The sequence below is a fragment of the Streptomyces sp. BK239 genome (assembly GCF_004217285.1).
Lineage (GTDB): Bacteria > Actinomycetota > Actinomycetes > Streptomycetales > Streptomycetaceae > Streptomyces.
Genome location: NZ_SHKS01000001.1, coordinates 887,874 through 908,745 on the forward strand (window position 1 = coordinate 887,874; position 20,872 = coordinate 908,745).

At 73.5% G+C, this 20,872-nt stretch carries 19 protein-coding genes; 9 read left to right on the plus strand and 10 right to left on the minus strand.

Features of this window, described 5'->3' with window-relative positions; all coding sequences use genetic code 11:
* Positions 1-51 precede the first annotated feature (51 nt).
* The 3 genes from lpdA to EV567_RS03860 all read right to left on the minus strand — a co-directional run bounded on the left by lpdA (position 52) and on the right by EV567_RS03860 (position 4,391).
* Positions 52-1,440 carry a dihydrolipoyl dehydrogenase gene (gene lpdA / locus EV567_RS03850; protein WP_130437132.1) on the minus strand — a complete coding sequence of 463 codons (1,389 nt, stop codon included), beginning with the start codon at positions 1,438-1,440 and terminating at the stop codon, positions 52-54.
* Positions 1,441-1,729: 289 nt separating this feature from the next.
* Positions 1,730-3,268 carry a leucyl aminopeptidase gene (locus EV567_RS03855; RefSeq protein WP_130437133.1) on the minus strand — a complete coding sequence of 513 codons (1,539 nt, stop codon included), beginning with the start codon at positions 3,266-3,268 and terminating at the stop codon, positions 1,730-1,732.
* Positions 3,269-3,566: 298 nt separating this feature from the next.
* Entirely contained in the window at positions 3,567-4,391 is an 825-nt protein-coding gene (locus EV567_RS03860; RefSeq protein WP_130437134.1) for an adenosylcobinamide-GDP ribazoletransferase, read from the minus strand.
* Between the two features lie 61 nt (positions 4,392-4,452).
* Here EV567_RS03860 and EV567_RS03865 point away from each other — a divergent pair, with 61 nt between their 5' ends.
* A complete protein-coding gene (locus EV567_RS03865; protein ID WP_130437135.1) occupies positions 4,453-5,214 on the plus strand; it encodes a hypothetical protein in 762 nt (253 codons plus the stop codon).
* A 52-nt stretch (positions 5,215-5,266) separates the two neighbouring features.
* Here EV567_RS03865 and cobT read toward each other — a convergent pair whose 3' ends face one another.
* Positions 5,267-6,409, minus strand: a complete 1,143-nt coding sequence (gene cobT / locus EV567_RS03870; protein ID WP_130437136.1) for a nicotinate-nucleotide--dimethylbenzimidazole phosphoribosyltransferase — start codon at positions 6,407-6,409, stop codon at positions 5,267-5,269.
* Positions 6,410-6,593: 184 nt separating this feature from the next.
* Here cobT and EV567_RS03875 point away from each other — a divergent pair, with 184 nt between their 5' ends.
* Complete coding sequence (locus tag EV567_RS03875) at positions 6,594-7,523, plus strand: class I SAM-dependent methyltransferase (protein WP_130437137.1); 930 nt, start codon at positions 6,594-6,596, stop codon at positions 7,521-7,523.
* Between the two features lie 36 nt (positions 7,524-7,559).
* Here EV567_RS03875 and EV567_RS03880 read toward each other — a convergent pair whose 3' ends face one another.
* Entirely contained in the window at positions 7,560-8,777 is a 1,218-nt protein-coding gene (locus EV567_RS03880; RefSeq protein ID WP_130437138.1) for a bifunctional adenosylcobinamide kinase/adenosylcobinamide-phosphate guanylyltransferase, read from the minus strand.
* Positions 8,778-8,890: 113 nt separating this feature from the next.
* Between EV567_RS03880 and EV567_RS03885 the strand changes: the two genes are divergently transcribed.
* Positions 8,891-9,103 carry a hypothetical protein gene (locus tag EV567_RS03885; RefSeq protein ID WP_130437139.1) on the plus strand — a complete coding sequence of 71 codons (213 nt, stop codon included), beginning with the start codon at positions 8,891-8,893 and terminating at the stop codon, positions 9,101-9,103.
* A gap of 67 nt (positions 9,104-9,170) precedes the next feature.
* Here the strand turns inward: EV567_RS03885 and EV567_RS03890 are convergent, their stop codons facing one another.
* Together EV567_RS03890 and EV567_RS03895 are read right to left on the minus strand one after the other, a co-directional pair.
* Positions 9,171-9,872: a bifunctional 2-polyprenyl-6-hydroxyphenol methylase/3-demethylubiquinol 3-O-methyltransferase UbiG gene (locus tag EV567_RS03890; RefSeq protein WP_130437564.1), complete on the minus strand. Its 702-nt coding sequence runs from the start codon at positions 9,870-9,872 to the stop codon at positions 9,171-9,173.
* A gap of 83 nt (positions 9,873-9,955) precedes the next feature.
* Positions 9,956-10,585: a DUF3043 domain-containing protein gene (locus EV567_RS03895; protein ID WP_130437140.1), complete on the minus strand. Its 630-nt coding sequence runs from the start codon at positions 10,583-10,585 to the stop codon at positions 9,956-9,958.
* 271 nt (positions 10,586-10,856) lie between these two features.
* On the opposite strand from EV567_RS03895, the gene EV567_RS03900 reads away from it, so the two are divergent.
* The 5 genes from EV567_RS03900 to EV567_RS03920 all read left to right on the plus strand — a co-directional run bounded on the left by EV567_RS03900 (position 10,857) and on the right by EV567_RS03920 (position 16,449).
* On the plus strand, positions 10,857-11,657 hold the full coding sequence (locus EV567_RS03900; RefSeq protein ID WP_130437141.1) for a PspA/IM30 family protein: 801 nt from the start codon (positions 10,857-10,859) through the stop codon (positions 11,655-11,657).
* A gap of 33 nt (positions 11,658-11,690) precedes the next feature.
* Positions 11,691-11,969, plus strand: a complete 279-nt coding sequence (gene pspAA, locus EV567_RS03905) for a PspA-associated protein PspAA (RefSeq protein ID WP_130437142.1) — start codon at positions 11,691-11,693, stop codon at positions 11,967-11,969.
* Between the two features lie 177 nt (positions 11,970-12,146).
* Positions 12,147-13,373 (plus strand): sensor histidine kinase, encoded by a 1,227-nt coding sequence (locus tag EV567_RS03910; RefSeq protein ID WP_130437143.1) that lies wholly within the window; start codon positions 12,147-12,149, stop codon positions 13,371-13,373.
* Positions 13,370-14,050 (plus strand): response regulator transcription factor, encoded by a 681-nt coding sequence (locus EV567_RS03915; RefSeq protein ID WP_130437144.1) that lies wholly within the window; start codon positions 13,370-13,372, stop codon positions 14,048-14,050. Before EV567_RS03910 ends, EV567_RS03915 begins: the two co-directional genes overlap by 4 nt.
* A gap of 98 nt (positions 14,051-14,148) precedes the next feature.
* A complete protein-coding gene (locus tag EV567_RS03920; protein WP_130437145.1) occupies positions 14,149-16,449 on the plus strand; it encodes a serine/threonine-protein kinase in 2,301 nt (766 codons plus the stop codon).
* 32 nt (positions 16,450-16,481) lie between these two features.
* Here EV567_RS03920 and nadA read toward each other — a convergent pair whose 3' ends face one another.
* Positions 16,482-17,666, minus strand: coding sequence for a quinolinate synthase NadA (gene nadA / locus EV567_RS03925; RefSeq protein ID WP_130437146.1), 1,185 nt, complete (start codon positions 17,664-17,666; stop codon positions 16,482-16,484).
* Between the two features lie 278 nt (positions 17,667-17,944).
* On the opposite strand from nadA, the gene erpA reads away from it, so the two are divergent.
* On the plus strand, positions 17,945-18,301 hold the full coding sequence (erpA, locus tag EV567_RS03930; RefSeq protein WP_130437147.1) for an iron-sulfur cluster insertion protein ErpA: 357 nt from the start codon (positions 17,945-17,947) through the stop codon (positions 18,299-18,301).
* A gap of 79 nt (positions 18,302-18,380) precedes the next feature.
* Here the strand turns inward: erpA and EV567_RS03935 are convergent, their stop codons facing one another.
* Complete coding sequence (locus tag EV567_RS03935) at positions 18,381-20,444, minus strand: hypothetical protein (RefSeq protein ID WP_242620662.1); 2,064 nt, start codon at positions 20,442-20,444, stop codon at positions 18,381-18,383.
* A 146-nt stretch (positions 20,445-20,590) separates the two neighbouring features.
* Positions 20,591-20,827, minus strand: coding sequence for a hypothetical protein (locus EV567_RS03940; protein WP_130437148.1), 237 nt, complete (start codon positions 20,825-20,827; stop codon positions 20,591-20,593).
* Positions 20,828-20,872 lie beyond the last annotated feature (45 nt).

Consider the following 20,872-nt stretch of genomic DNA (forward strand, 5'->3'; position numbering starts at 1 on the left):
TGCTCCTTACGAATTGCGGAAGTCTGGATCGTCGCTTCGTCGACCGAGGGGTCAGTCGTGCGCGTGCAGCGGCTTGCCCGCGAGGGCCAGGTGGGCCTCGCCGAGCGCCTCGTTCTGCGTCGGGTGGGCGTGGACGAGCTGGGCGACCTCGGCAGGCAGCGCCTCCCAGTTGTAGATCAGCTGGGCTTCGCCGACCTGCTCGCCCATGCGGTCGCCGACCATGTGGACGCCGACCACGGCGCCGTCCTTGACCTGGACGAGCTTGATCTCGCCCGCGGTCTGGAGGATCTTGCTCTTGCCGTTGCCCGCCAGGTTGTACTTCAGAGCGACGACCTTGTCCGCGCCGTAGATCTCCTTGGCCTTGGCCTCGGTGATGCCGACGGAGGCGACCTCGGGGTGGCAGTACGTCACCCGCGGCACACCGTCGTAGTCGATCGGTACGGTCTTCAGGCCGGCCAGGCGCTCCGCCACCAGGATGCCCTCGGCGAAGCCGACGTGCGCGAGCTGGAGCGTGGGCACCAGGTCGCCGACGGCGGAGATGGTCGGGACGTTGGTGCGCATGTACTCGTCGACGAGGACGTAGCCGCGGTCCATCGCGACGCCCTGCTCCTCGTAGCCGAGGCCCTGCGAGACCGGGCCGCGGCCGACGGCGACCAGCAGCACCTCGGCCTCGAACTCCTTGCCGTCGGCGAGGGTGACCTTGACGCCGTCCTGGGTGTACTCGGCCTTCTCGAAGAAGGTGCCCAGGTTGAACTTGATGCCGCGCTTGCGGAAGGCGCGCTCGAGGAGCTTGGAGGAGTTCTCGTCCTCGACCGGGACGAGGTGCTTCAGACCCTCGATGACGGTCACGTCCGCGCCGAAGGACTTCCACGCCGAGGCGAACTCGACGCCGATGACACCGCCGCCGAGGATGATCGCGGACTTCGGCACGCGGTCCAGGACGAGGGCGTGGTCGGAGGAGATGATCCGGTCGCCGTCGATCTCCAGGCCCGGCAGCGACTTGGGCACGGAGCCGGTCGCCAGCAGGATGTGACGGCCCTGGATGCGCTTGCCGTCCACGTCGACGGAGGTCGGGGACGACAGCCGTCCCTCGCCCTCGATGTACGTCACCTTGCGGGAGGCGACGAGTCCCTGGAGGCCCTTGTACAGGCCGGAGACGACGCCGTCCTTGTACTTGTGGACCCCGGCGATGTCGATGCCCTCGAAGGTCGCCTTGACGCCGAACTGCTCGCTCTCACGGGCCTGGTCGGCGATCTCGCCCGCGTGCAGCAGCGCCTTCGTGGGGATGCAACCCCGGTGCAGGCAGGTCCCGCCGACCTTGTCCTTCTCGATCAGGGCGACGTCCAGGCCCAGCTGCGCCCCGCGCAGTGCCGCGGCGTAACCGCCGCTGCCGCCGCCGAGGATCACTAGGTCGAAAACGGTGCTGGCGTCGTTCGCCACGTCACGTCCTCCATGCATGTGCGCCGTGCGCCGGTCGTCGCTGACCGCCGGCGGCTGGTGTCCGGCCGCTCTTTCTCCGGCCCTGTGGTGGGGGCCCTGTCCTGCCGACGCCCATCCTCGCACTTGTCGGAGGCCGACGAGACACAGGGCACCTATGTGAGACGCCCCACTGTCCGGGCCAAAGGGGCGCGGGGGACTGCGCGACCAGCCCCACCCGGCCCGCGCCCGCCGTACGGCGGACGGAACCGAGTGATCAGGCGCACAGTCCCCCGCGTCCCGTAAGCGGGCGTCAGCCCAGGTCACCGGCGGCGGTCAGCTCCGCAAGCCGCACCAGCGTCCGCACGGCCGTACCCGTCCCGCCCTTGGGCGTGTACCCGAAAGGCCCGCCCTCGTTGTACGCGGGCCCGGCGATGTCCAGGTGCGCCCAGGCGATCCCCTCGCCCACGAACTCCCGCAGGAACAGCCCCGCGACGAGACCGCCGCCCATCCGCTCGCCCATGTTCGCGATGTCGGCGGTGGCGGAGTCCATCCCCTTGCGCAGGTGCTCGGGCAGCGGCATCGGCCACGCCGGCTCGCCGACCTCCTCCGCCGCCTCGTACACCGCGGAGCGGAACGCGTCGTCGTTGGCCATGACGCCGAACGTCCGGTTGCCCAGCGCCAGCATCATCGCGCCGGTGAGGGTCGCGACGTCCACGATCGCGTCGGGCTTCTCCTGCGAGGCCGCCCACAGCGCGTCGGCGAGGACGAGGCGTCCCTCGGCGTCGGTGTTGAGCACCTCCACCGTCTTGCCGCTGAACATCCGCAGGACGTCGCCGGGGCGGGTGGCGGAGCCGGAGGGCATGTTCTCGGCCAGCGCCAGCCACGCGGTGACGTTGACGTCGAGACCGAGCCGCGCGACGGCGACGACGGCCGCGAAGACCGCCGCGGCGCCGCTCATGTCGCACTTCATCGTCTCGTTGTGGCCGGCCGGCTTCAGCGAGATGCCGCCCGAGTCGTAGGTGATGCCCTTGCCGACGAAGGCGAGGTGCTTCTTCGCCTTGGACGAGGTGTAGGACAGCTTCACCAGGCGCGGGGGCGACGCGGAACCGGCGCCGACGCCGAGGATGCCGCCGTAGCCGCCCTTGGTGAGCGCCTTCTCGTCGAGGATCTGGATCTTCACGCCGTGCGCCTTGGCCGCGTCCTGCGCGATCGCGGCGAACGCCTCGGGGTTGAGGTCGTTCGGCGGCATGTTGATCAGGTCGCGGGCGCGGTTGAGCTCCTCGGTGACGGCGCCGGCGCGGGCGAGCGCGGCCTTGTGGGCGGCGTCGCGCGGCTTGCCGCCGAGCAGGACGGCCTCGGCGAGCGGGGCCTTGCCGTTCTTGGCCTTGGGGTCCTCGGCCTGCTGCTTGTAGGCGTCGAAGGAGTAGGCGCCCAGTCCGACGCCCTCGGCGACGGCGCCGAGGTCGGCGGCGTCCGTCACGGGCAGGGCGAAGGCGGCCTTCTTGGCGCCGGCGAGGGTGCGGGCGGCCACACCGGCCGCCTTGCGCAGGGCTTCGGCGTCGTAAGAGGCGTCCTTCTCGGGCTCCCCGCCCAGACCCACCGCCAGCACGAGCGGCGCCTTGAAGCCGGCCGGGGCGGGCAGCTTCGTCACCTCTCCCTCGGCGCCGGTGGCCCCGAGGGTCTCCAGGACGGCGGCGAGCCGGCCGTCGTAGGCCTTGTCCACGGCCTCGGCGCCCGGGGCGACGACCAGGTTCGACGACCTGGAGGCAGGGCCCTTGGCGACACCGATCACGATCGCGTCGGCCCGCAGGCCGGGCGCCGCGGCGGTGCTGAGAGTGAGAGCAGTCACGGTGGTGAAATCTCGCTTCCGATGTGAAGTTGCGGTGGCCGAAAGTGGTGGGCCGACCGGACCCGACAGCCGACCCTAGATCCGGGCCGGGGGAGCGGTCGTCACCGGGGGTGTGTCCCACCGGCGCGGCGAACCGATGGGGCGGACCCCGCAATGAGCCTACGCGTGCGCGTGCGGTCGCTCACGCACGCGGGTGTTCAACCAGGCGGCGGCGTCACGGCCCTGAGCCGATCCTCGCACCCCGTGAGCCCCGCCACGCATGACAAACAGGACAGTCGTGAAGGCCCGTGGAGTTGCCCTAGCCGCCCAGGCAGAGGGCGATCAGGGACGTGGTCGCCGCGGTCTCCGCGACGGCGCCGAAGACGTCCCCGGTGACGCCGCCGAAGCGGCGGACCGCGTGGCGCAGCAGGAGTTCGGCGGCGGCGACGGCGAGGACGACCGCGAGGGCCGCGCGGACGGCGTCGTACGGGCCCGTGAGCGCGCCCCCGGCGGCCGCGGCGGCGACGCAGACGGCCGCCACGGCCGCCGCCCACCGGGTGGGGACCGCACCGGCGACCGCCGCGCCCAGCCCCTCCGGCCGGGCGGCCGGCACGCCGGTGCGGGCGGCCAGGGTGAGCGCCAGCCGGGCCGCGACCGCCGAGACGACGGCGGCGGTCGCGCCGCGCGTCCAGGAGGCGTCGTAGAGCTGCGCCAGCGCGGCGACCTGGGCGAGCAGCGTGAACAGCAGGGTGAGCACGCCGAACGGCCCGATGTCCGACTGCTTCATGATCCGCAGCGCGTCCTCGGCGGGACGGCCGCTGCCCAGGCCGTCCGCGGTGTCGGCGAGCCCGTCCAGGTGCAGGCCGCGCGTCAGGACGGCGGGCACGGCGGCGGAGGCGACCGCGGCGAGCAGCGGGCCCGCGCCCGCGAGCAGTGCCGACAGCCCCAGCCAGGCCGCGCAGCCGCCGACGACCAGCCCGACTGCGGGGGCCGCGGTCATGCCCCCGCGCGCGGCCGAACGGTCCCAGCGGGTCACCCGGACCGGCAGCACGGTCAGCGTGCCGAAGGCGAACCGCAGGCCCTCCGGGGCGGAGGCTGCGGACGGCGGGACGGGCGGCGAGGCGGGCGGCGGGGGTGTGGACACCGGCGCAGGTTACCCGGCGGTCGGACGGGCGGCCGAGGAGCGCCGGGACCAAAATGCGCATATGGGAGATTGGTTGCAGCGCAACATCGTCGAGCCGGGCAAGCTCCCGCTGCTCCTCGCCCTCACCGCCTTCGTCCTGACCTTCGTCGTCACCCGGACGGTCACCCGTCTGATCCGCGCCGGGAAGGGGCCGTTCGGCAACGTCAGCGCGGGCGGGCTGCACATCCACCACGTCGTGCCCGGCGTGATCCTGACCGTCCTCGGTGGTTTCGGCGCGGTGGCCGGCGGTCAGCACGGCTTCGGCTCGGCCGCCTTCGCGGTCGTGTTCGGCGTCGGCGCGGGCCTCGTCCTCGACGAGTTCGCGCTGATCCTGCATCTGGCCGACGTGTACTGGACGGAGGCGGGCCGGCAGAGCGTGGAGGCCGTCGCGCTGACGGCGGCCCTCGTGGGCCTGATGCTCGTGGGCTTCTCGCCGTTCGGCGTCAACGACCTGACCGCGGACGAACTCCAGGACCGCGGCACCGTTATCGCGACCGTCGGCGGCAACTTCCTCGTCGCCCTCGCCGCGCTCACCAAGGGCAAGCTGAAGATGGCGATCTTCGGGGTGATCGTCCCGTTCGTCGCCCTGATCGGCTTCGTCCGCCTCGCTCGCCCCGGCTCGCCCTGGGCCCGCCGCTTCTACCACCACCGCCCCCGGGCCCGGGCGAAGGCCGCACTCCGCGCCTATCACCACGACCGCCGCTGGAGCGGCCCCACCCGCGCCATGGCCAACTGGCTCGGCGGCAAACCGACGCCGGAACTGGAGTCGGCGAGCCACGAGTAGGCCTGCCCGGCCGGGCCCGGGGCCGCAAGGTTCCTGTCCGCTCGACGGGGTCTCAGCCCTCGGCCCGGGCGGCCTTCCCCGGCTCGGCCTCATCGCCGGTCGTGGCCGTTTTCTCCAGGTCCGGGCTCTCGCCGGCCGAGGCCGGCTTCTCCGGCTTCTCCGGGAGTTCGGCTGCCAGGGCCGACGCCGCCTGTACCAGGGGGAGGGCCAGCAGCGCGCCCGCGCCCTCGCCCACCGTCACGCCCTGGTCCAGCAGCGGCTCCAGCGCCATCCGGTCCAGCGCCTTCGCCTGCCCGGGCTCCCCGCTGCGCTGCCCGGCCAGCCACCAGTCCGGCGCCCGGAACGCGATCCGCTGTCCGACGAGCGCACAGGCCGCCGCCACCACCCCGTCCAGCACCACGGGCAACTTCCGTACGGCGCACTGCAGCAGAAAGCCCGTCATGGCCGCCAGGTCGGCCCCGCCGACCGTCGCCAGCAGCCGCAACTGCTCCCCGAGCACCGGCCGCGCCCGCCGCAACGCGTCCCGGATCGCCGCGCACTTGCGCATCCAGGCGAGGTCGTCGATCGCCTCGCCGCCACGCCCGGTCACCACCGACGCGTCCGTCCCGCACAACGCGGCGACCAGCACGCCCGCTGCCGTCGTGCCGCCCACGCTGACGTCGCCCAGCACCACCAGGTCCGTCCCGGAGTCCGCCTCCTCGTCGGCGACGGCCACCCCGGCCAGGAACGCGGCCTCCGCCTCCTCGAGCGTCAGCGCGTCCTCGACGTCGATACGGCCGCTGCCGCGCCGCACCCGGTGCCGTACGACGTCCTCGGGGAACGCGCCCGGGTCGCAGTCCAGCGACATGTCCACGACCCGCACCGGCACCCCCAGCCGGCGCGCCAGCACCGACACCGGACGGCCGCCCTCCAGCACCTCCCGCACCAGCTCCGCCGCGCTCCCCGCGGGCCGCGCCGAGACGCCCAGCCCGGCGACCCCGTGATCACCGGCGAACAACACGACCCGGGGCCGCTCGACGGGCCGTACGGGCACCGAACCCTGAGCCGCCGCCAGCCACTCGCCCAGGTCGTCCAGGCGCCCCAGCGATCCGGGCGGCACGCTCCGCCGCTCCCGGCGCGCCTCCGCGTCGCGTCGCACCCCGCCGTCGGGGCGCTCGATCAGGTCGGTGAAGTCGTCGAGATTCAGCGAGCTCATTCGCCGAACAGTACCGGCACTGATCGAACGCTTCAGCGCCACTCGACCACCACACCCCCACGACGTCGTTGCACCCCCGATCGCGATCCCATACGTTCCGGTTTGCCAGGAATCTGCGTATTTGACCGCCTTCCCCCCTCTGTCCTCCCGATGTCCCAGTGCTTCCCCCTCCCCGGAGCCGCTCATGCCCCCCAGGCCCATCCACGAGCCGCGCCGCGACGACTGCCCCTGGTGCGGCTCGAAACGGCTGCGCACCCGGCTGCGCGCCCCAGACCTGCTGCACCACCGGCCCGGGACCTTCGTGGTCGACGAGTGCCTGGACTGCGCGCACGCCTTCCAGAACCCGCGCCTGACCGCCGAGGGGCTCGCCCTCTACCTGCGCGAACCGGAGGCGGGCAGCGGCCGCGGCCTCACGGAACGCGTCCTCGCCGCCCGCACGAGCCGGCGGCGCCTGAGAGCCGTCGCCCGGACGATGCTGCGCTTCCCCGAGCCGGAGAGCTGGCTGGACGTCGGCACGGGACACGCGCTGTTCCCGCAGGCGGCCAAAGAGGTGTTCCCCTACACGGCGTTCGACGGTCTGGACCCCACGCCCCGGGTGGAGCGGGCGAGATGGGCCGGCCGGGTCGAGGAGGCCCACGTCGGCCGACTGACGACCCCCGGGATCACCGCCCGCCTGCGGGGCCGCTACGACGTCGTCAGCATGCTGCACCACCTGGAGCACACCCCGGACCCCCGGGAGGAACTCGCCGCCGCTCTCGCCGTGTTGCGGCCCGGCGGGCGTCTCCTGATCGAACTCCCGGACCCGCTCAGCGCGTTCGCCCCGCTCCTCGGCAAGTGGTGGGCGCCGCACGGCCAGCCGCGCCACCTCCACCTCCTCCCGCTCGCCAACGTCCGCGCCGAACTGGAGTCGCGGGGCTGCACGATCGTCGCGGCCGACCGCAGCGCCGCCCACGTCCCCCACGACCTCACCGCCGCCCTCGTGCTCTCCCTCCCGCGCGCCCGCCAGGTGACCCCCCTCCTGGCGGCCGCCGCAGCCCTCGACCACAGCCTCTCCCCGGTGCTGCGCCACACCCGCTTCAGCAACACCTACCGCCTGATCGCCCGGCTCCCCTGAACCGGCGGCGGGCGCCATGCCCGGTGCCCGCGCCCCTCATCCCCGCAGAACGACCCCCTGCCCCGCCACCACCAGCACCACCTGCTCGCACTCGCCGGCCACCGCCGCGTTCAGCCGCCCCAGCTCGTCCCGGTAGCGCCGCCCGGAGGCCGTGGCCGGCACGATCCCCGACCCCACCTCGTTGGAGACCAGCACCACCGTCCGCCGGGTCGCCCGCAAGGCCCCCGCCAGCTCCGCGACGCGCTTGCGCAGCTCCCGCTCACCGCCGCCCGCCCACTCCGCGTCGTCCCACGCCCCGACGGAGTCCATCGCGTCCGTCAGCCACAGCGAGAGGCAGTCGATCAGCAGGGCGGGCCCGTCCTCGCCCAGCAGCGGCACCAGGTCGCACGTCTCCGCCGTCCGCCACGACCCCGGCCGTCGCTCCCGGTGCAGGGCCACCCGGGCCGCCCACTCCCCGTCCCCGCCCCGCGTCCCCCCGGTCGCCACGTACAGGACGTCGGGGAAGGACTCCAGCCGCCGCTCCGCCTCCACCGACTTCCCCGACCGCGCCCCGCCCAGCACCAACGTCCTGCGCGGCACGTCCGGCACGGCCGACACGTTCTCGTACGACCCCGCCCTCAGCGTCGACCCGTCCGGCACCGCCCGCGCGCCCGCCGCCGCCAGCCGCCGCCGCGTCTCCGCGCCCGGCGGCACGTCGTGGTCGAGGTGGACCGCCACGACGTCCGTCGTCGGCCCCACCGCGCCCACCGCCCGCAGCTTCGCCAGCGCGTCCGGCCGCCCCACCACGTCCGCGAGGACGATGTCGTAGCGCCCGTCGGCGTCCACCGGCTCATGGAGTCCGGCCGGCGCGCCGCCCGGCGGCAGATACAGCAGCCGCTGCCCGTCCGGCCCGGTCACCGCGTACCCGGTGCCGGGCGCGTCCAGCGCGACCGCCCGCACCCGATGCCCCGTCAGCTGCGTCAACTCCCGTCCGTCCGGCACCCGTCCGGGCTGCGGCAGGCCGGCCGGCACCTCCACCGGCGGCCCGTCGTGCGGGTGCGACAGCAGCACCTGCCGTACCCCGCTCAGCGAACGCCCCGCCCGCGCCGCCGCGAACGCCGCGCCCGGCGTCAGGTCCAACAGCAGCGCGCCGTCCACGAGAACGGCGGTCGCCGCCCGCGCGTCCGCCCCGAGCGAGGTCGCGCAGACCGCGCACGGACAGTCGGGGCGGGGGAGTCCCGCGGGGGCGCCGGTACCGAGCAGAGTGACTTCCACGAACCGATTTTCGCTTGTCGCCGCCGGTCTTGCGCATCCGACTAGGCTGCGAGCAGGAGCCGGACCAAGATCCGGCTTCTGCGTTGTTCGCGCTCGATACGTTGGAGGTGTACATGGCGGCATGGACGTGGCGGTTCGAGAAGGCCGACGGCACGGAGGTCCAGCCCGCGGTGGAGCCCGAGGAGTTCACCACTCAGGGGGACGCCGAGTCCTGGATCGGGGAGCACTGGAAGGCCCTGCTCGAAGGCGGCGCCGACCAGGTGCGGCTGTTCGAGGACACCACCGAGATCTACGGCCCGATGAACCTGCACGCCGACGAGTCGTAACCCCCACGAGCTGGGGCGGCCGCCCACCCCGGCCGCCCCGGCTGCGGCCCGCTCAGGCCGGCGCCTCTCAGCCCCTGACGCCGCACAGGTGCAGCAGTGCCGCTATCCGGCGGTACGGGTCCGTGCGGCCCGCTCGTTCTTCGGCTGCCAGCAGGGTTTCCACGTCGGCCGGGATCTCCGCCCCGTCCACCGCCAGGTCCGTGAACACCCGGACGCCGTACCAGGACTGGAGCGGCGCGCCGATGCCGGCGAGGGTCGCCGTCAGCGCGTCCAGGCGGTCCGCCCGCACCTCCAGGCCGAGCCGGTTGCGATAGGAGACGGTGTCGAAGGCGGCCTGGGCGCCCGCCCAGTCGCCGGACAGGCCGGGCCGCAGGGCGAGCGCGTCGCCGTTGCGGACGAGCAGCGACAGCAGCCCGCCCGGGGCCAGCACCCGCGCCAGCCCCGCCAGCAGCGGATCCGGCTCCTCGACGTACATCAGCACGCCGTGGCACAGCACGATGTCGAAACTGCCCGGCAGGAAGTGCACGCCGGTGTCCCGGCCGTCCCCCTCGATGATCCGCATCCGCTCCCGGATGCCCTCCGGCTCCCCGGACAGGGCCGCGCGGGCCGCGGCGATCATCGTCGCGTCCTGCTCCAGGCCCGTCACCCGGTGACCGAGCCGGGCCAGCCGCAGCGCCTGCGTGCCCTGGCCCATCCCGACGTCGAGCACCCGCAGCCGCTGCCCGACCGGATAGCGCCCGGCTATCTGCTCGTCGAGCTGCCGGGCCACCAGCTCCTGCCGCACCACGTCACGCAAGCCGCCCAGCGTGTTCAGCCAGGCCTGCGCCGCACCCCCGGAGAAAGAAGCAGCGCTCAGGGCCGCGCTCCACGCTTGACCTGCGGCTTGGGCAGCCGCAGCCGACGCATCTGGAGGGACCGCATCAGCGCGTACGCCACCGCGCCGCGCCGGTTCTCGTCGGGGAAGCGCTCGGCGAGCCGCTTCTTCAGACGGAAGCCGGTGACGATCGAGTCCAGCACGATGAGCACGATCACCACCAGCCACAGCAGCAGCGCCATGCTCTGCAGGGAGGCCACCCGGACCATGCTCAGCACGAGGATGACCACGGCCATGGGCAGGAACCACTCCGCCACGTTGAACCGCGAGTCGACGAAGTCGCGCGCGAACCGGCGCACCGGACCCTTGTCCCGGGCCGGCAGATACCGCTCGTCGCCCCCCGCCAGCGCCTGACGCTGCCGCTCCATCTGGGCGCGACGCTCGTCACGCTGACGCTTGGCGGCCTCCTTGCGCGTCATCGAGGTGTTGGCGACGCTGCGGCGCTGGGACTGGGCCACGCTGCGCTTGGGCGTGGGCCGGCCCTTCGGGGCCTGCGGGTCGCGGGGCTGCTTGGAGTCGGTCAGCGGCGCCTTGTCGGCGACCGCGGCCTTCTCTTCCTTGGCACGGCTACGGAACACAAAACCCAAGGGTAAGCGCTTCTCGGGCATGGACCCCAGCCCGGCGGGGAACGATCCGGCAACACCAGTCGTCTGAAGTGGGGACAGACCGGGCGGAGACGGGGTGAGAGGGGACGCCCGATGGCCCCCGCTCACCCTGAGGAGCGCCTACTCCCCAGGCGGGAGCCAAGGCTTCACCAGTCGTCCTTGGGGATGAGCGCATCCGTCTCCGAACAGTGCGTCAATGGATGCAGGGCCCGTACTGTGGGTCCTGTCGCAGACCTGTGAGCTGGAGTCCGTCAGAAGGGGGCGCGCGAAGCCCATGAGCGGTGTCATGAAGCGTATGGGGATGATCTTCCGCGCGAAGGCGAACAAGGCCCTTGACCGGGCCGAGGACCCGCGCGAGACCCTCGACTACTCGTACCAGAAGCAGCTGGAGCTCCTGCAGAAGGTCCGCCGCGGCGTCGCCGACGTGGCCACCTCCCGCAAGCGGCTGGAACTCCAGCTCACCCAGCTCCAGTCGCAGTCCTCCAAGCTGGAGGACCAGGGCCGCAAGGCGCTCGCGCTCGGCCGGGAGGACCTCGCCCGCGAGGCCCTCTCCCGCCGCGCCGCCCTCCAGCAGCAGGTCACCGACCTGGAGACCCAGCACGCCACACTCCAGGGCGAGGAGGAGAAACTCACCCTCGCGGCCCAGCGGCTCCAGGCCAAGGTCGACGCCTTCCGCACCAAGAAGGAGACCATCAAGGCCACCTACACCGCGGCCCAGGCGCAGACCCGCATCGGCGAGGCGTTCTCCGGCATCTCCGAGGAGATGGGCGACGTCGGCCTCGCCATCCAGCGCGCCGAGGACAAGACCGCCCAGCTCCAGGCCCGCGCGGGCGCCCTCGACGAGCTCCTCGCCTCCGGCGCCCTCGACGACCCCACCGGCATCGCCAAGGACGACCTCCAGGCCGAGCTGGACCGCCTCTCCGGTGGTACGGATGTAGAGCTGGAGCTCCAGCGCATGAAGGCCGAGCTCGCCGGCGGCCCCTCCGCCGGGCAGCAGGCCATCGAAGGTGGCACGAGCCAGCAGGCGCAGCCCCAGCAGCAGCCGCAGGACACCCCGCGCTTCGACAAGCAGTAGCCCGGCGCCGGGACCGCACTCCGAGGAGGGCGCATGATCGTACGGATCATGGGGGAGGGCCAGTGGACGCTGGCCGACTCCCATCTGAGCGAGCTGGACATGCTGGACGACGAGCTGCTGAAGGAGATGGAGGGCGGCGACGCCGACGGCTTCCGCCGCACCCTCGGCGCCCTCCTGCACGCCGTCCGCCGCCTCGGCGAGCCCCTCCCGGACGAGACCCTGGAACCCTCGGAACTCATCCTCCCGGCCCCGGACGCCAGCCTGGAGGAGGTCCGCGAGATGCTGAGCGACGGCGGGCTGATCCCGGGCTGAAGCTTTCGGCGCCGGGGACTTCCGGCCCGTCCGGGACCCCCTCCGCGGGAGATCGGGTCTTCAGGGCCGAAGCGGGGGCCTGGGGGGCGGCAGCCCCCGGCAACGTCCACCGGAGCGACGCTCACTCACCACCGCGACGTCCACTCGAAGCGGCGCCCACTGTAAAGGCACGGCACCTTGACACCCCTCGCCCGAGCCCAGCGCCAGTTGAGAGCCCACCCCCTGGCCGCCGACGCCACCCTCGCCGCGGGCGTCCTGGTCTGCATGCTGGCCGGCTCCTTCGTCGACCCGCACGGCGAGCGCGGCGTCAGCTGGAGCCTGCGCACCCCCGACCCGCTGAGCCTGCTGCTCATGACCCTCAGCGCCGCCGCCCTCGTCTTCCGGCGCAGCGCCCCCATGACGGTCCTCGCCGTCACCGGCAGCCTCTCCCTCGTCGAGTCCGTCACCGGCGACCCCCGCGCCCCGGTCGCGATGTCCGCCGTCGTCGCCCTGTTCACCGTCGCCGCCGCCACCGACCGCGCCACCACCTGGCGGGCCGGGCTGCTCACCATGACGGTCCTCACCGGCGCGGCCATGCTCGCCGGCCCGCTGCCCTGGTACGCCCAGGAGAACCTGGGCCTGCTCGCCTGGACCGGCATCGGCGCCACCGCCGGCGACGCCGTCCGCAGCCGCCGGGCCGCACTCCAGGCCATCCGGGAACGGGCCGAACGCGCCGAACGCACCCGCGAGGAGGAGGCCCGCCGCCGGGTCGCCGAGGAGCGCCTGCGCATCGCCCGCGACCTGCACGACGTCGTCGCCCACCACATCGCCCTGGTCAACGTCCAGGCCGGGGTCGCCGCCCACGTCATGGACAAGCGGCCCGACCAGGCCAAGGAAGCCCTCGCGCACGTCCGCGACGCCAGCCGCTCCGCGCTGAACGAACTGCGCGCCACCGTCGGCCTGCTGCGCCAGTCCGGCGACCCCGAGGCGCCCACCGAACCCGCCCCGGGCCTGGACCGCCTCGACGAGCTCGCCGGCACCTTCCGCAGCGCCGGCCTCCAGGTGGAGGTCGCCCGCGACGACCAGGACACCGCGCTCCCCGCCGCCGTCGACCTGGCCGCCTACCGGATCATCCAGGAGGCGCTGACCAATGTGCGCAAGCACGCCGGGGCCGAGGCCAAGGCCGAGGTCAGCGTCGTCCGCGTCGGACCGCACATCGAGGTCACCGTCCTCGACGACGGCTCCGGCGACGCCCCGGCGCAGCAGGCCGGCGGCGGCCACGGCCTGCTCGGCATGCGCGAACGCGTCTCCGCCCTGCGGGGGACCCTCACCGCCGGTCCGCGCTACGGCGGCGGCTTCCGCGTCCATGCCGTCCTGCCGCTCAAGACACCCAGCGCCGCCGCAGCACCGGAGGACCCCGCATGAGCATTCGTGTCCTGCTCGCCGACGACCAGGCACTGCTGCGCAGCGCCTTCCGCGTGCTCGTCGACTCCGAGCCCGACATGGAGGTGGTCGGCGAGGCGTCCGACGGCGCCGAGGCGGTGCGGCTGGCCAAGGAACGCGAGGCCGACGTCGTCCTGATGGACATCCGTATGCCCGGCACCGACGGCCTCGCCGCGACCCGTCTGATCAGCGCCGACCCGACGCTCACCGACGTACGCGTGGTGATCCTGACGACGTTCGAGGTCGACGACTACGTGGTGCAGTCGCTGCGCGCGGGCGCCTCCGGCTTCCTCGGCAAGGGCAGCGAGCCCGACGAACTGCTGAGCGCCATCCGGGTCGCCGCGGGCGGCGACGCGCTGCTGTCGCCGGCCGCCACCAAGGGCCTGATCGCCCGCTTCCTCGCCCAACGCGACCCCGACGACGTCCGTGACCCCGCCCGCGCGCGGGCGCTGGACGCCCTGACCGTCCGCGAGCGCGAGGTCCTCGTTCAGGTCGCCGGCGGCCACTCCAACGACGAGATCGCCGAACGCCTGGAGGTCAGCCCGCTGACCGTGAAGACGCACGTCAACCGGTCCATGGCCAAACTGGGCGCCCGCGACCGCGCCCAACTCGTGGTGATCGCCTACGAGTCCGGGCTGGTCCGCCCGAGAGCGGACTGAGCCCGGATGCCGATTCCGGTGGCGCCGATTCCCTTTCCAGGGCGCGGGTTTCCTATCCTGTGAACTCGAACTGCTCTGCGGGGAAGGGGACCGGGGCGGTGGCGTTGCACAGGGACGACCCGAAGTCGCTCGGCGGGTACCGGATCGTCGACCGGCTCGGCGCCGGCGGCATGGGCGTCGTCTACCGGGCCGTGTCCGGGTCGGGCCGCGAGCTCGCCGTCAAGGTGGTGCACGCCCAGTACGCCGAGGACGCCGTCTTCCGCACCCGTTTCCGGCAGGAGATCGATGCCGTCCGCAAGGTGAGCGGCGCCTTCACCGCGCCCGTCGTGGACGCGGACCCGGAGGCCGTACGGCCGTGGATGGCCACCCAGTACGTGCCCGCGCCCTCGCTCGCCGCCCGGATCCGGGACGAAGGCCCGCTCAGACAACCGGAGTTGCGCCGGCTCGCCCTGGGGCTGGTGGAGGCGCTGCGGGAGATCCACCGGGCCGGGGTCGTCCACCGCGACCTCAAGCCGGGGAACGTCCTGATGGCCGAGGACGGGCCCCGCGTCATCGACTTCGGCATCTCCCGGGCGACGGAGAACCAGACGCTGACCGAGACCGGCCACCTGATGGGCACCCCGCCGTTCATGTCCCCGGAGCAGCTCACCGACGCCCGCACGGTCGGGCCGCCGTCGGACGTCTTCTCCCTGGGCGCGCTCCTGACGTTCGCGGCGACGGGCCGCGGTCCCTTCGACGCGTACAGCCCGTACCTGACGGCGTACCGGGTGATGAACGAGCAGCCGGACCTGACCCGTCTGCCCCCGTCCCTGCGAGCGGTCGTGGCCCACTGCCTTGCCAAAACCCCGGACGAGCGCCCCGAACTGGACGATCTGCTGAAGCAGTTCGCGGCCGCGCTGCCGGAGGGCGCGCAAGAGGCGCTGGAGAGCGAGGAGAACCACGGGGCGCAGGAGGACCGGGACGCCGGGGCGCCACGGCGGCCCGGCCCCGGCACGAGCCCCGAGCCCGCGGTCGGGCCGCCCCTCGAACAGGTCGCCGAGCCGCTCGCGGCACCCGTCGCCGAGCCGGCCGGCGACCGTCGCGGCCGTGTCCGCCTGTTCGCTCTGGCCGGCGCGGCCGGGGTGCTCGCCGTGGCCCTGGCCGTCTACCTCGTCCTCGGTCCGCTGAACGACCGCGGCGGCGGCCGCCCGGGCGGCTCCCCGAGCTCGACGGACTCCCGCTGGGCGGCCGTCCCGGCCGGCTGGAAGCCCTGGACCACGACTGTGCGCGAGCCCGCCGAGCACGGCGTCACCCGCGCGCCGGAACGCACCGGCAAACAGGGCACCCCGTCCTGCGCGCCGGCCTCGAACGCCGTCTACTGCGTCGGCGGCGGGGTCCTGCCGGTCCGGCTCGACGCGCTGAGCGGCCGAACTGCGTGGCGGGCCGGTGCCGCCGGCTCCGAGGAGGCGCCCGCCGGGTACGAAGGGCACATGCTCGGCGTCGAGGACGGCGTGGTGCTCGTCAGGGAGTCGGAGCCCCTGACGCCGGACAGCAGCCCGCGGCCCCCGGTCCTGACGGCTCTCGACGCCGACACCGGCAAGAGGCTCTGGTCGCGTCCGGTGTCCTCCGGGAACGGCGCCCCGGGCCTCGCCGGCGGGCTGGTCATCGTCCCCGAGGCCGACCTCCGGACGATGACCGCCCGTTCCCCGCGCGACGGCGCCCGCCGCTGGTCCGCCCCCCTGCCCGCCGACCACGCCTGCACCTTTCACGGCTTCGGCGACGCCCTGTACACCCTGTGCGGCCGGTACGACGTCGACGAGCCGAAGGCCAAGCTGCTCTCCATCGACCCGGCGGACGGCAAGACCCGTGAACTCGCGGTCGTCGCGCCGGACAGTGTGCTCCTGGGCGCGCGGGACGGCCGGCCGGTGCTCCTGGAGCCGACCGAGGGGAGCAGGCAGGAGTCCGGCGACGACCTGGCGTACGCGCGCGTGGTGTCGGTCGATCCGGTGAGCGGTGAACGGCGGGCGGTGGCGGCGGCGGGGGAGCCCGTCGGACAGCCGGCGCTGGTCGGCGGGGTGGTCTGCTTCGCGGCGTCCAACGGACTGGTCACCGCCGTCTCCCCGGAGACGGGCGCACGACTGTGGCAGACCCGTACGAGCCTGGAACAGCCCGGTCGGGCGATGGCGGGACCGCGAGGGGCGACGGTGTTCCTCGCCAGCGCGAGCGGGCGGGTGGCCGCGCTGGACGCCCGAACGGGGCGCGTGCTGTGGGAGACGCTCCCGCACGCGGCCCGGATCGGGGCGTCGGGCTGGCTCCCGGAGATGCTTCCCCTGGCGGGCGCGCTGGTGGTGGTCACCTCCGACGGGACGGTGTTCTCCGTGGACCCCGCGCACCCCGACAGCACCCCGGCACCGGCGTGAGCGTGCACGCCGGAGCCGGGGACCGGTGAGGACTACGGCAGCGCCAGCATCCGCTCCAGGGCCAGCTTCGCGAACGCCTCGGTCTCCTTGTCGACCTCGATGCGGTTGACCAGCTTGCCCTCGGCCAGGGACTCCAGGGTCCACACCAGGTGGGGCAGGTCGATGCGGTTCATGGTCGAGCAGAAGCACACCGTGCGGTCGAGGAAGACGATCTCCTTGCCCTCGGGAGCGAAACGGTTCGCCAGCCGCCGCACGAGGTTCAGCTCGGTGCCGATCGCCCACTTCGAGCCGGCCGGGGCGGCCTCCAGCGCCTTGATGATGTACTCGGTCGAACCGACGTAGTCCGCCGCGGCCACGACCTCGTGCCGGCACTCGGGGTGGACCAGCACGTTCACGCCGGGTATGCGGGCGCGGACGTCCTCCACCGACTCCAGGCTGAAGCGGCCGTGCACCGAGCAGTGGCCCCGCCACAGGATCATCTTGGCGTTCCGCAGCTGCTCGGCGGTGAGCCCGCCGTTCGGCTTGTGCGGGTTGTAGAGCACGCAGTCGTCCAGGGACATGCCCATGTCGCGGACGGCGGTGTTGCGGCCCAGGTGCTGGTCCGGCAGGAAGAGGACCTTGTCGCCCTGCTCGAAGGCCCAGTCGAGGGCCCGCTTCGCGTTCGACGACGTGCAGATCGTGCCGCCGTGCTTGCCGGTGAACGCCTTGATGTCCGCGGAGGAGTTCATGTACGACACCGGGACGACCTGCTCGGCGACGCCCGCCTCGGTCAGCACGTCCCAGCACTCGGCGACCTGCTCGGCCGTGGCCATGTCGGCCATGGAGCAGCCGGCGGCGAGGTCGGGCAGCACGACCTTCTGGTCGTCGGAGGTGAGGATGTCCGCGGACTCCGCCATGAAGTGCACACCGCAGAACACGATGTACTCGGCGTCGGGGCGTGCGGCCGCGTCCCGGGCCAGCTTGAAGGAGTCTCCCGTGACGTCGGCGAACTGGATGACCTCGTCGCGCTGGTAGTGGTGCCCCAGGACGAAGACCTTGTCCCCGAGCTTCTCCTTGGCGGCGCGGGCCCGCTCCACCAGGTCCGGGTCGGACGGGGAGGGCAGGTCGCCGGGGCAATCGACGCCCCGCTCGCTCTTCGGGTCGGCCTCCCGGCCGAGCAGCAACAGGGCGAGGGGAGTCGGCTGTACGTCGAGCTCCGGGGTTGGGGCGGTGGTCACGGCACGCACCCTTTCTACTTTTCGTCGAACTGACGTTATCTATCATAACCCGCTTCACGTCACTTTGACGATCGTCATTGCGTCGATGTGACGTGAATCCCTGGCCCACCCGGGCGGACACTGTGCGCTCCCACGCGTGTGTGCGAGCATGAAGGGCAGAGGGGCGCGGTGAAGAGCGGAACACGACTCGTCCGGGCCCCTCGGCCCGGAATGAATCCGCGGCCCCGTCGGTTGCAACCGTCGGCAAGCAGTCTCCGTACAACCCGGGAGAGATGTAGATGTCCGTATCGGACGAGACCAGCACCGTCACCGACGGCATCATCCTGACCGACGCCGCCGCGTCGAAGGTCAAGGCCCTGCTCGACCAGGAAGGCCGTGACGACCTCGCCCTGCGCGTGGCCGTCCAGCCCGGCGGCTGCTCCGGCCTGCGCTACCAGCTCTTCTTCGACGAGCGGTCCCTCGACGGCGACGTCGAGAAGGACTTCGACGGCGTCAAGGTCGTCACCGACCGCATGAGCGCTCCCTACCTGGGCGGCGCGACGATCGACTTCGTGGACACGATCGAGAAGCAGGGCTTCACGATCGACAACCCGAACGCGACCGGTTCCTGCGCCTGCGGCGACTCCTTCAGCTGAGCCGTACCGGAACGACGGGAAGGCGGCGGCCCCTCTTGCGGGGGTCGCCGCCTTCCGCGTTCCGTCCGCCTGCCGCCCGTCACGGCAGCCGCGCGCCCGGCTTCTCCAGCGGGACCGACTTGCCGTCCGAGCCGACCACGGTCCGGCTGCCGAGCGGCTCGTCCAGCGTCACCGTCTTGTGGAACAGCTTGGCGATCTTGATGCAGACCTTGTCCGGCCACGGCGTCGCGGTCACGGTGACCTCGACCCGGTCGCCGCGCTCGGTCGCCGCCGCCGTGTAGTCGGCGCACACCCCGCCGGTGAAGGCGACCGTCAGCTCCCGCCCCTCGGCGGTGTAGCCGTCGACCTTCACGTCCTGCGTCGTCGCGCCCGAGGTGGCCCCGCCGGACGGGCTCGCCGTCCCCGGCCCGCCCAGGTACTCCGGCTCGACGGCCGGATGCGTCACCGTGTACGTGCCGTCCCCGGCGCCCCGCACCTCGAACAGCCACGACGGCACCAGGACCTGCCGCCCACCGGAGGAGTGCGGGGCCAGCCCGAACACCGCCTCCTCGACCGTCACCGTCTGCTTGCGCGTCTGCTTCCCCGGCATGTCGGCCGACGGGGCGCACGGGCTCGCCAGCCGGTCCTCCCTGCCCTGCGGACGGCCGTCCAGCGGGGCCGAGGTGGCGCAGCCGCCGATGCCCATCCGGTGGTCGGTGCCGGGCGCGGCGTTCATCCGGTCCAGCGTCTCCCGCGCGCTCAGCACGGGGTACGAGTCTCCCTCGGCCGGCGTCTTCAGCTGCCCGTTCCCGGAGACGACCTCGCCCTGCCCGTTGACGGTGACGCCGGTCGTCCAGCCGTAGGTGGGCAGACCGCCGAACTCGGCGTCGGCGTTCACCATCCGCTGGGCGCCCGCGACCTGGCTCGCGTCGATCTCGGCGTCGCTCTGGCCGACGGCCTCGAGGACCGGCTCGGCCGCCTTCTTCGCCGTCTCCTCGCTCACCGGATCGCCGGTCGCGGAGCCCTGCGCGCAGACGGCGGCGCCGCTCTTGCAGGAGTCGGTGCCTGGGGCGTACCGGCTGAACGTCCACAGGCCGGGCGCCTGCTTCTCCACCCGCAGCACCGGACCCGAACCGTCCGTCCCGGCGCCGACCTTCCAGCTCTGCCCCTCGGTGACCGGCGTCCCCTTCACGCCGAGCGCGGCCGCCAGCCGGGCCACCTCGGCCTCGCTGACCGCGCCCTTCGCCCAGTACACGGGCGCGGAGTCGGGGCCGTCCGGGAGGGTGCCCTCGGCGCGGTAGACCACCCCGTAGGGGTTGGGCTCACCGGGCGCGATGCCGTTACCGCCGCCGCTGTCACTGGCGTCGCCCGAGGGAGCGGTGGCCGCGTTGTAGTCGTCCAGCACGAGCGCCGGCGGCGCGCCGTCCTTGGCGGAGGACCCGGCCGTCGACTCGCCGCCGCCCCCGCCGCTCCCGCCGGCCGCGCTGGCGGCGAGATAGGCACCGCCGCCGCACACCAGCAGCACGGCCGCGGCGACCGCGGCCACGACGGCGGGCGACCGCCGCCGCCCGCTTCGCGCCCCGCCCGCCACGGGCCCCACATCCCCGAGCTCGCCCCCGGCGACTGCGGCGCCGCCACCGGGTCCGGAGGCCGGGGCGGGCTTCGCCTCGGGCGAGCCCGCGGCGGCGGTCGCCGCGGCCGCGGACCCGGCCGCCGCGCCAGCCTCCGTGACAGCACCCGCGTCGGCCTTCGGTTCGGCGGCGGCCTTCGGCTCGGTTTCCGCCCTCGGCTCAGCCTGGGCCTTTGGTTCCGCGTCGGCCTTCGGCTCGGCGTGGGCTTTCGGTTCCGCGTCGGCCTTTGGCCCGCCTTCCGCCTTCGGCTCAGCCTGGGCCTTCGGTTCGGCGTCGGTGTTCGGCTCGGCGTCGGTCTCCGGCTCAGCCTGGGCCTTTGGTTCCGCGTCGGCCTTCGGCTTCAGCCCGGCGTCGGCCCTCGGCTCCGCTTCCGCCTCGGTCTCGGCCTCTGCCGTGTTCTCTTCCGCCGTGCCGGTTTCCGTCGCGTCGGCCGTCACGGGACCGGTCCCGTCGACGGGCTCCGTCGTCTCCGGTGTGGCCCCGTCCTCCGGTCCGCGTGCGGCGTCGTCGTTGTCGGGTCGCTCGGTGTTCACCGCATCGCTCCTTCGGCTGCGCTGTCGTACCTCACATCCCCTTTACGGGGGACAGCGATGGGACGCAGCGGGGGAGCGCACGGTTCCCCCACGCGCTCCGACCGAAGGATCAGCCACCCGAACGGCCCAGAAGGCCGGGGGCGATCTCAGTTCCCGTACTCGGGCATGGCCTCGAGCAGCCGGGCCGACGTGGCCGGTACCGTCACCCCGTGCAGCAGGGAGAGCGGAACCGGCCGGGAGACGCTCCGCTCCGGGGCCGCCCAGTGCGGCGTCATCCGCGCGCAGTCGCCCCGCAGCGAGGCCAGGCCGCCGTCCAGGTCACCGGCGAGACCGGCGGTGGAGGAGGGGGCCGGAGCGGGCGCGTACGCCTTGAGGTTCGTCATAGCGGCACCGTACGCACGGGGGCGCGAGCGAAGAAAGATCTACTA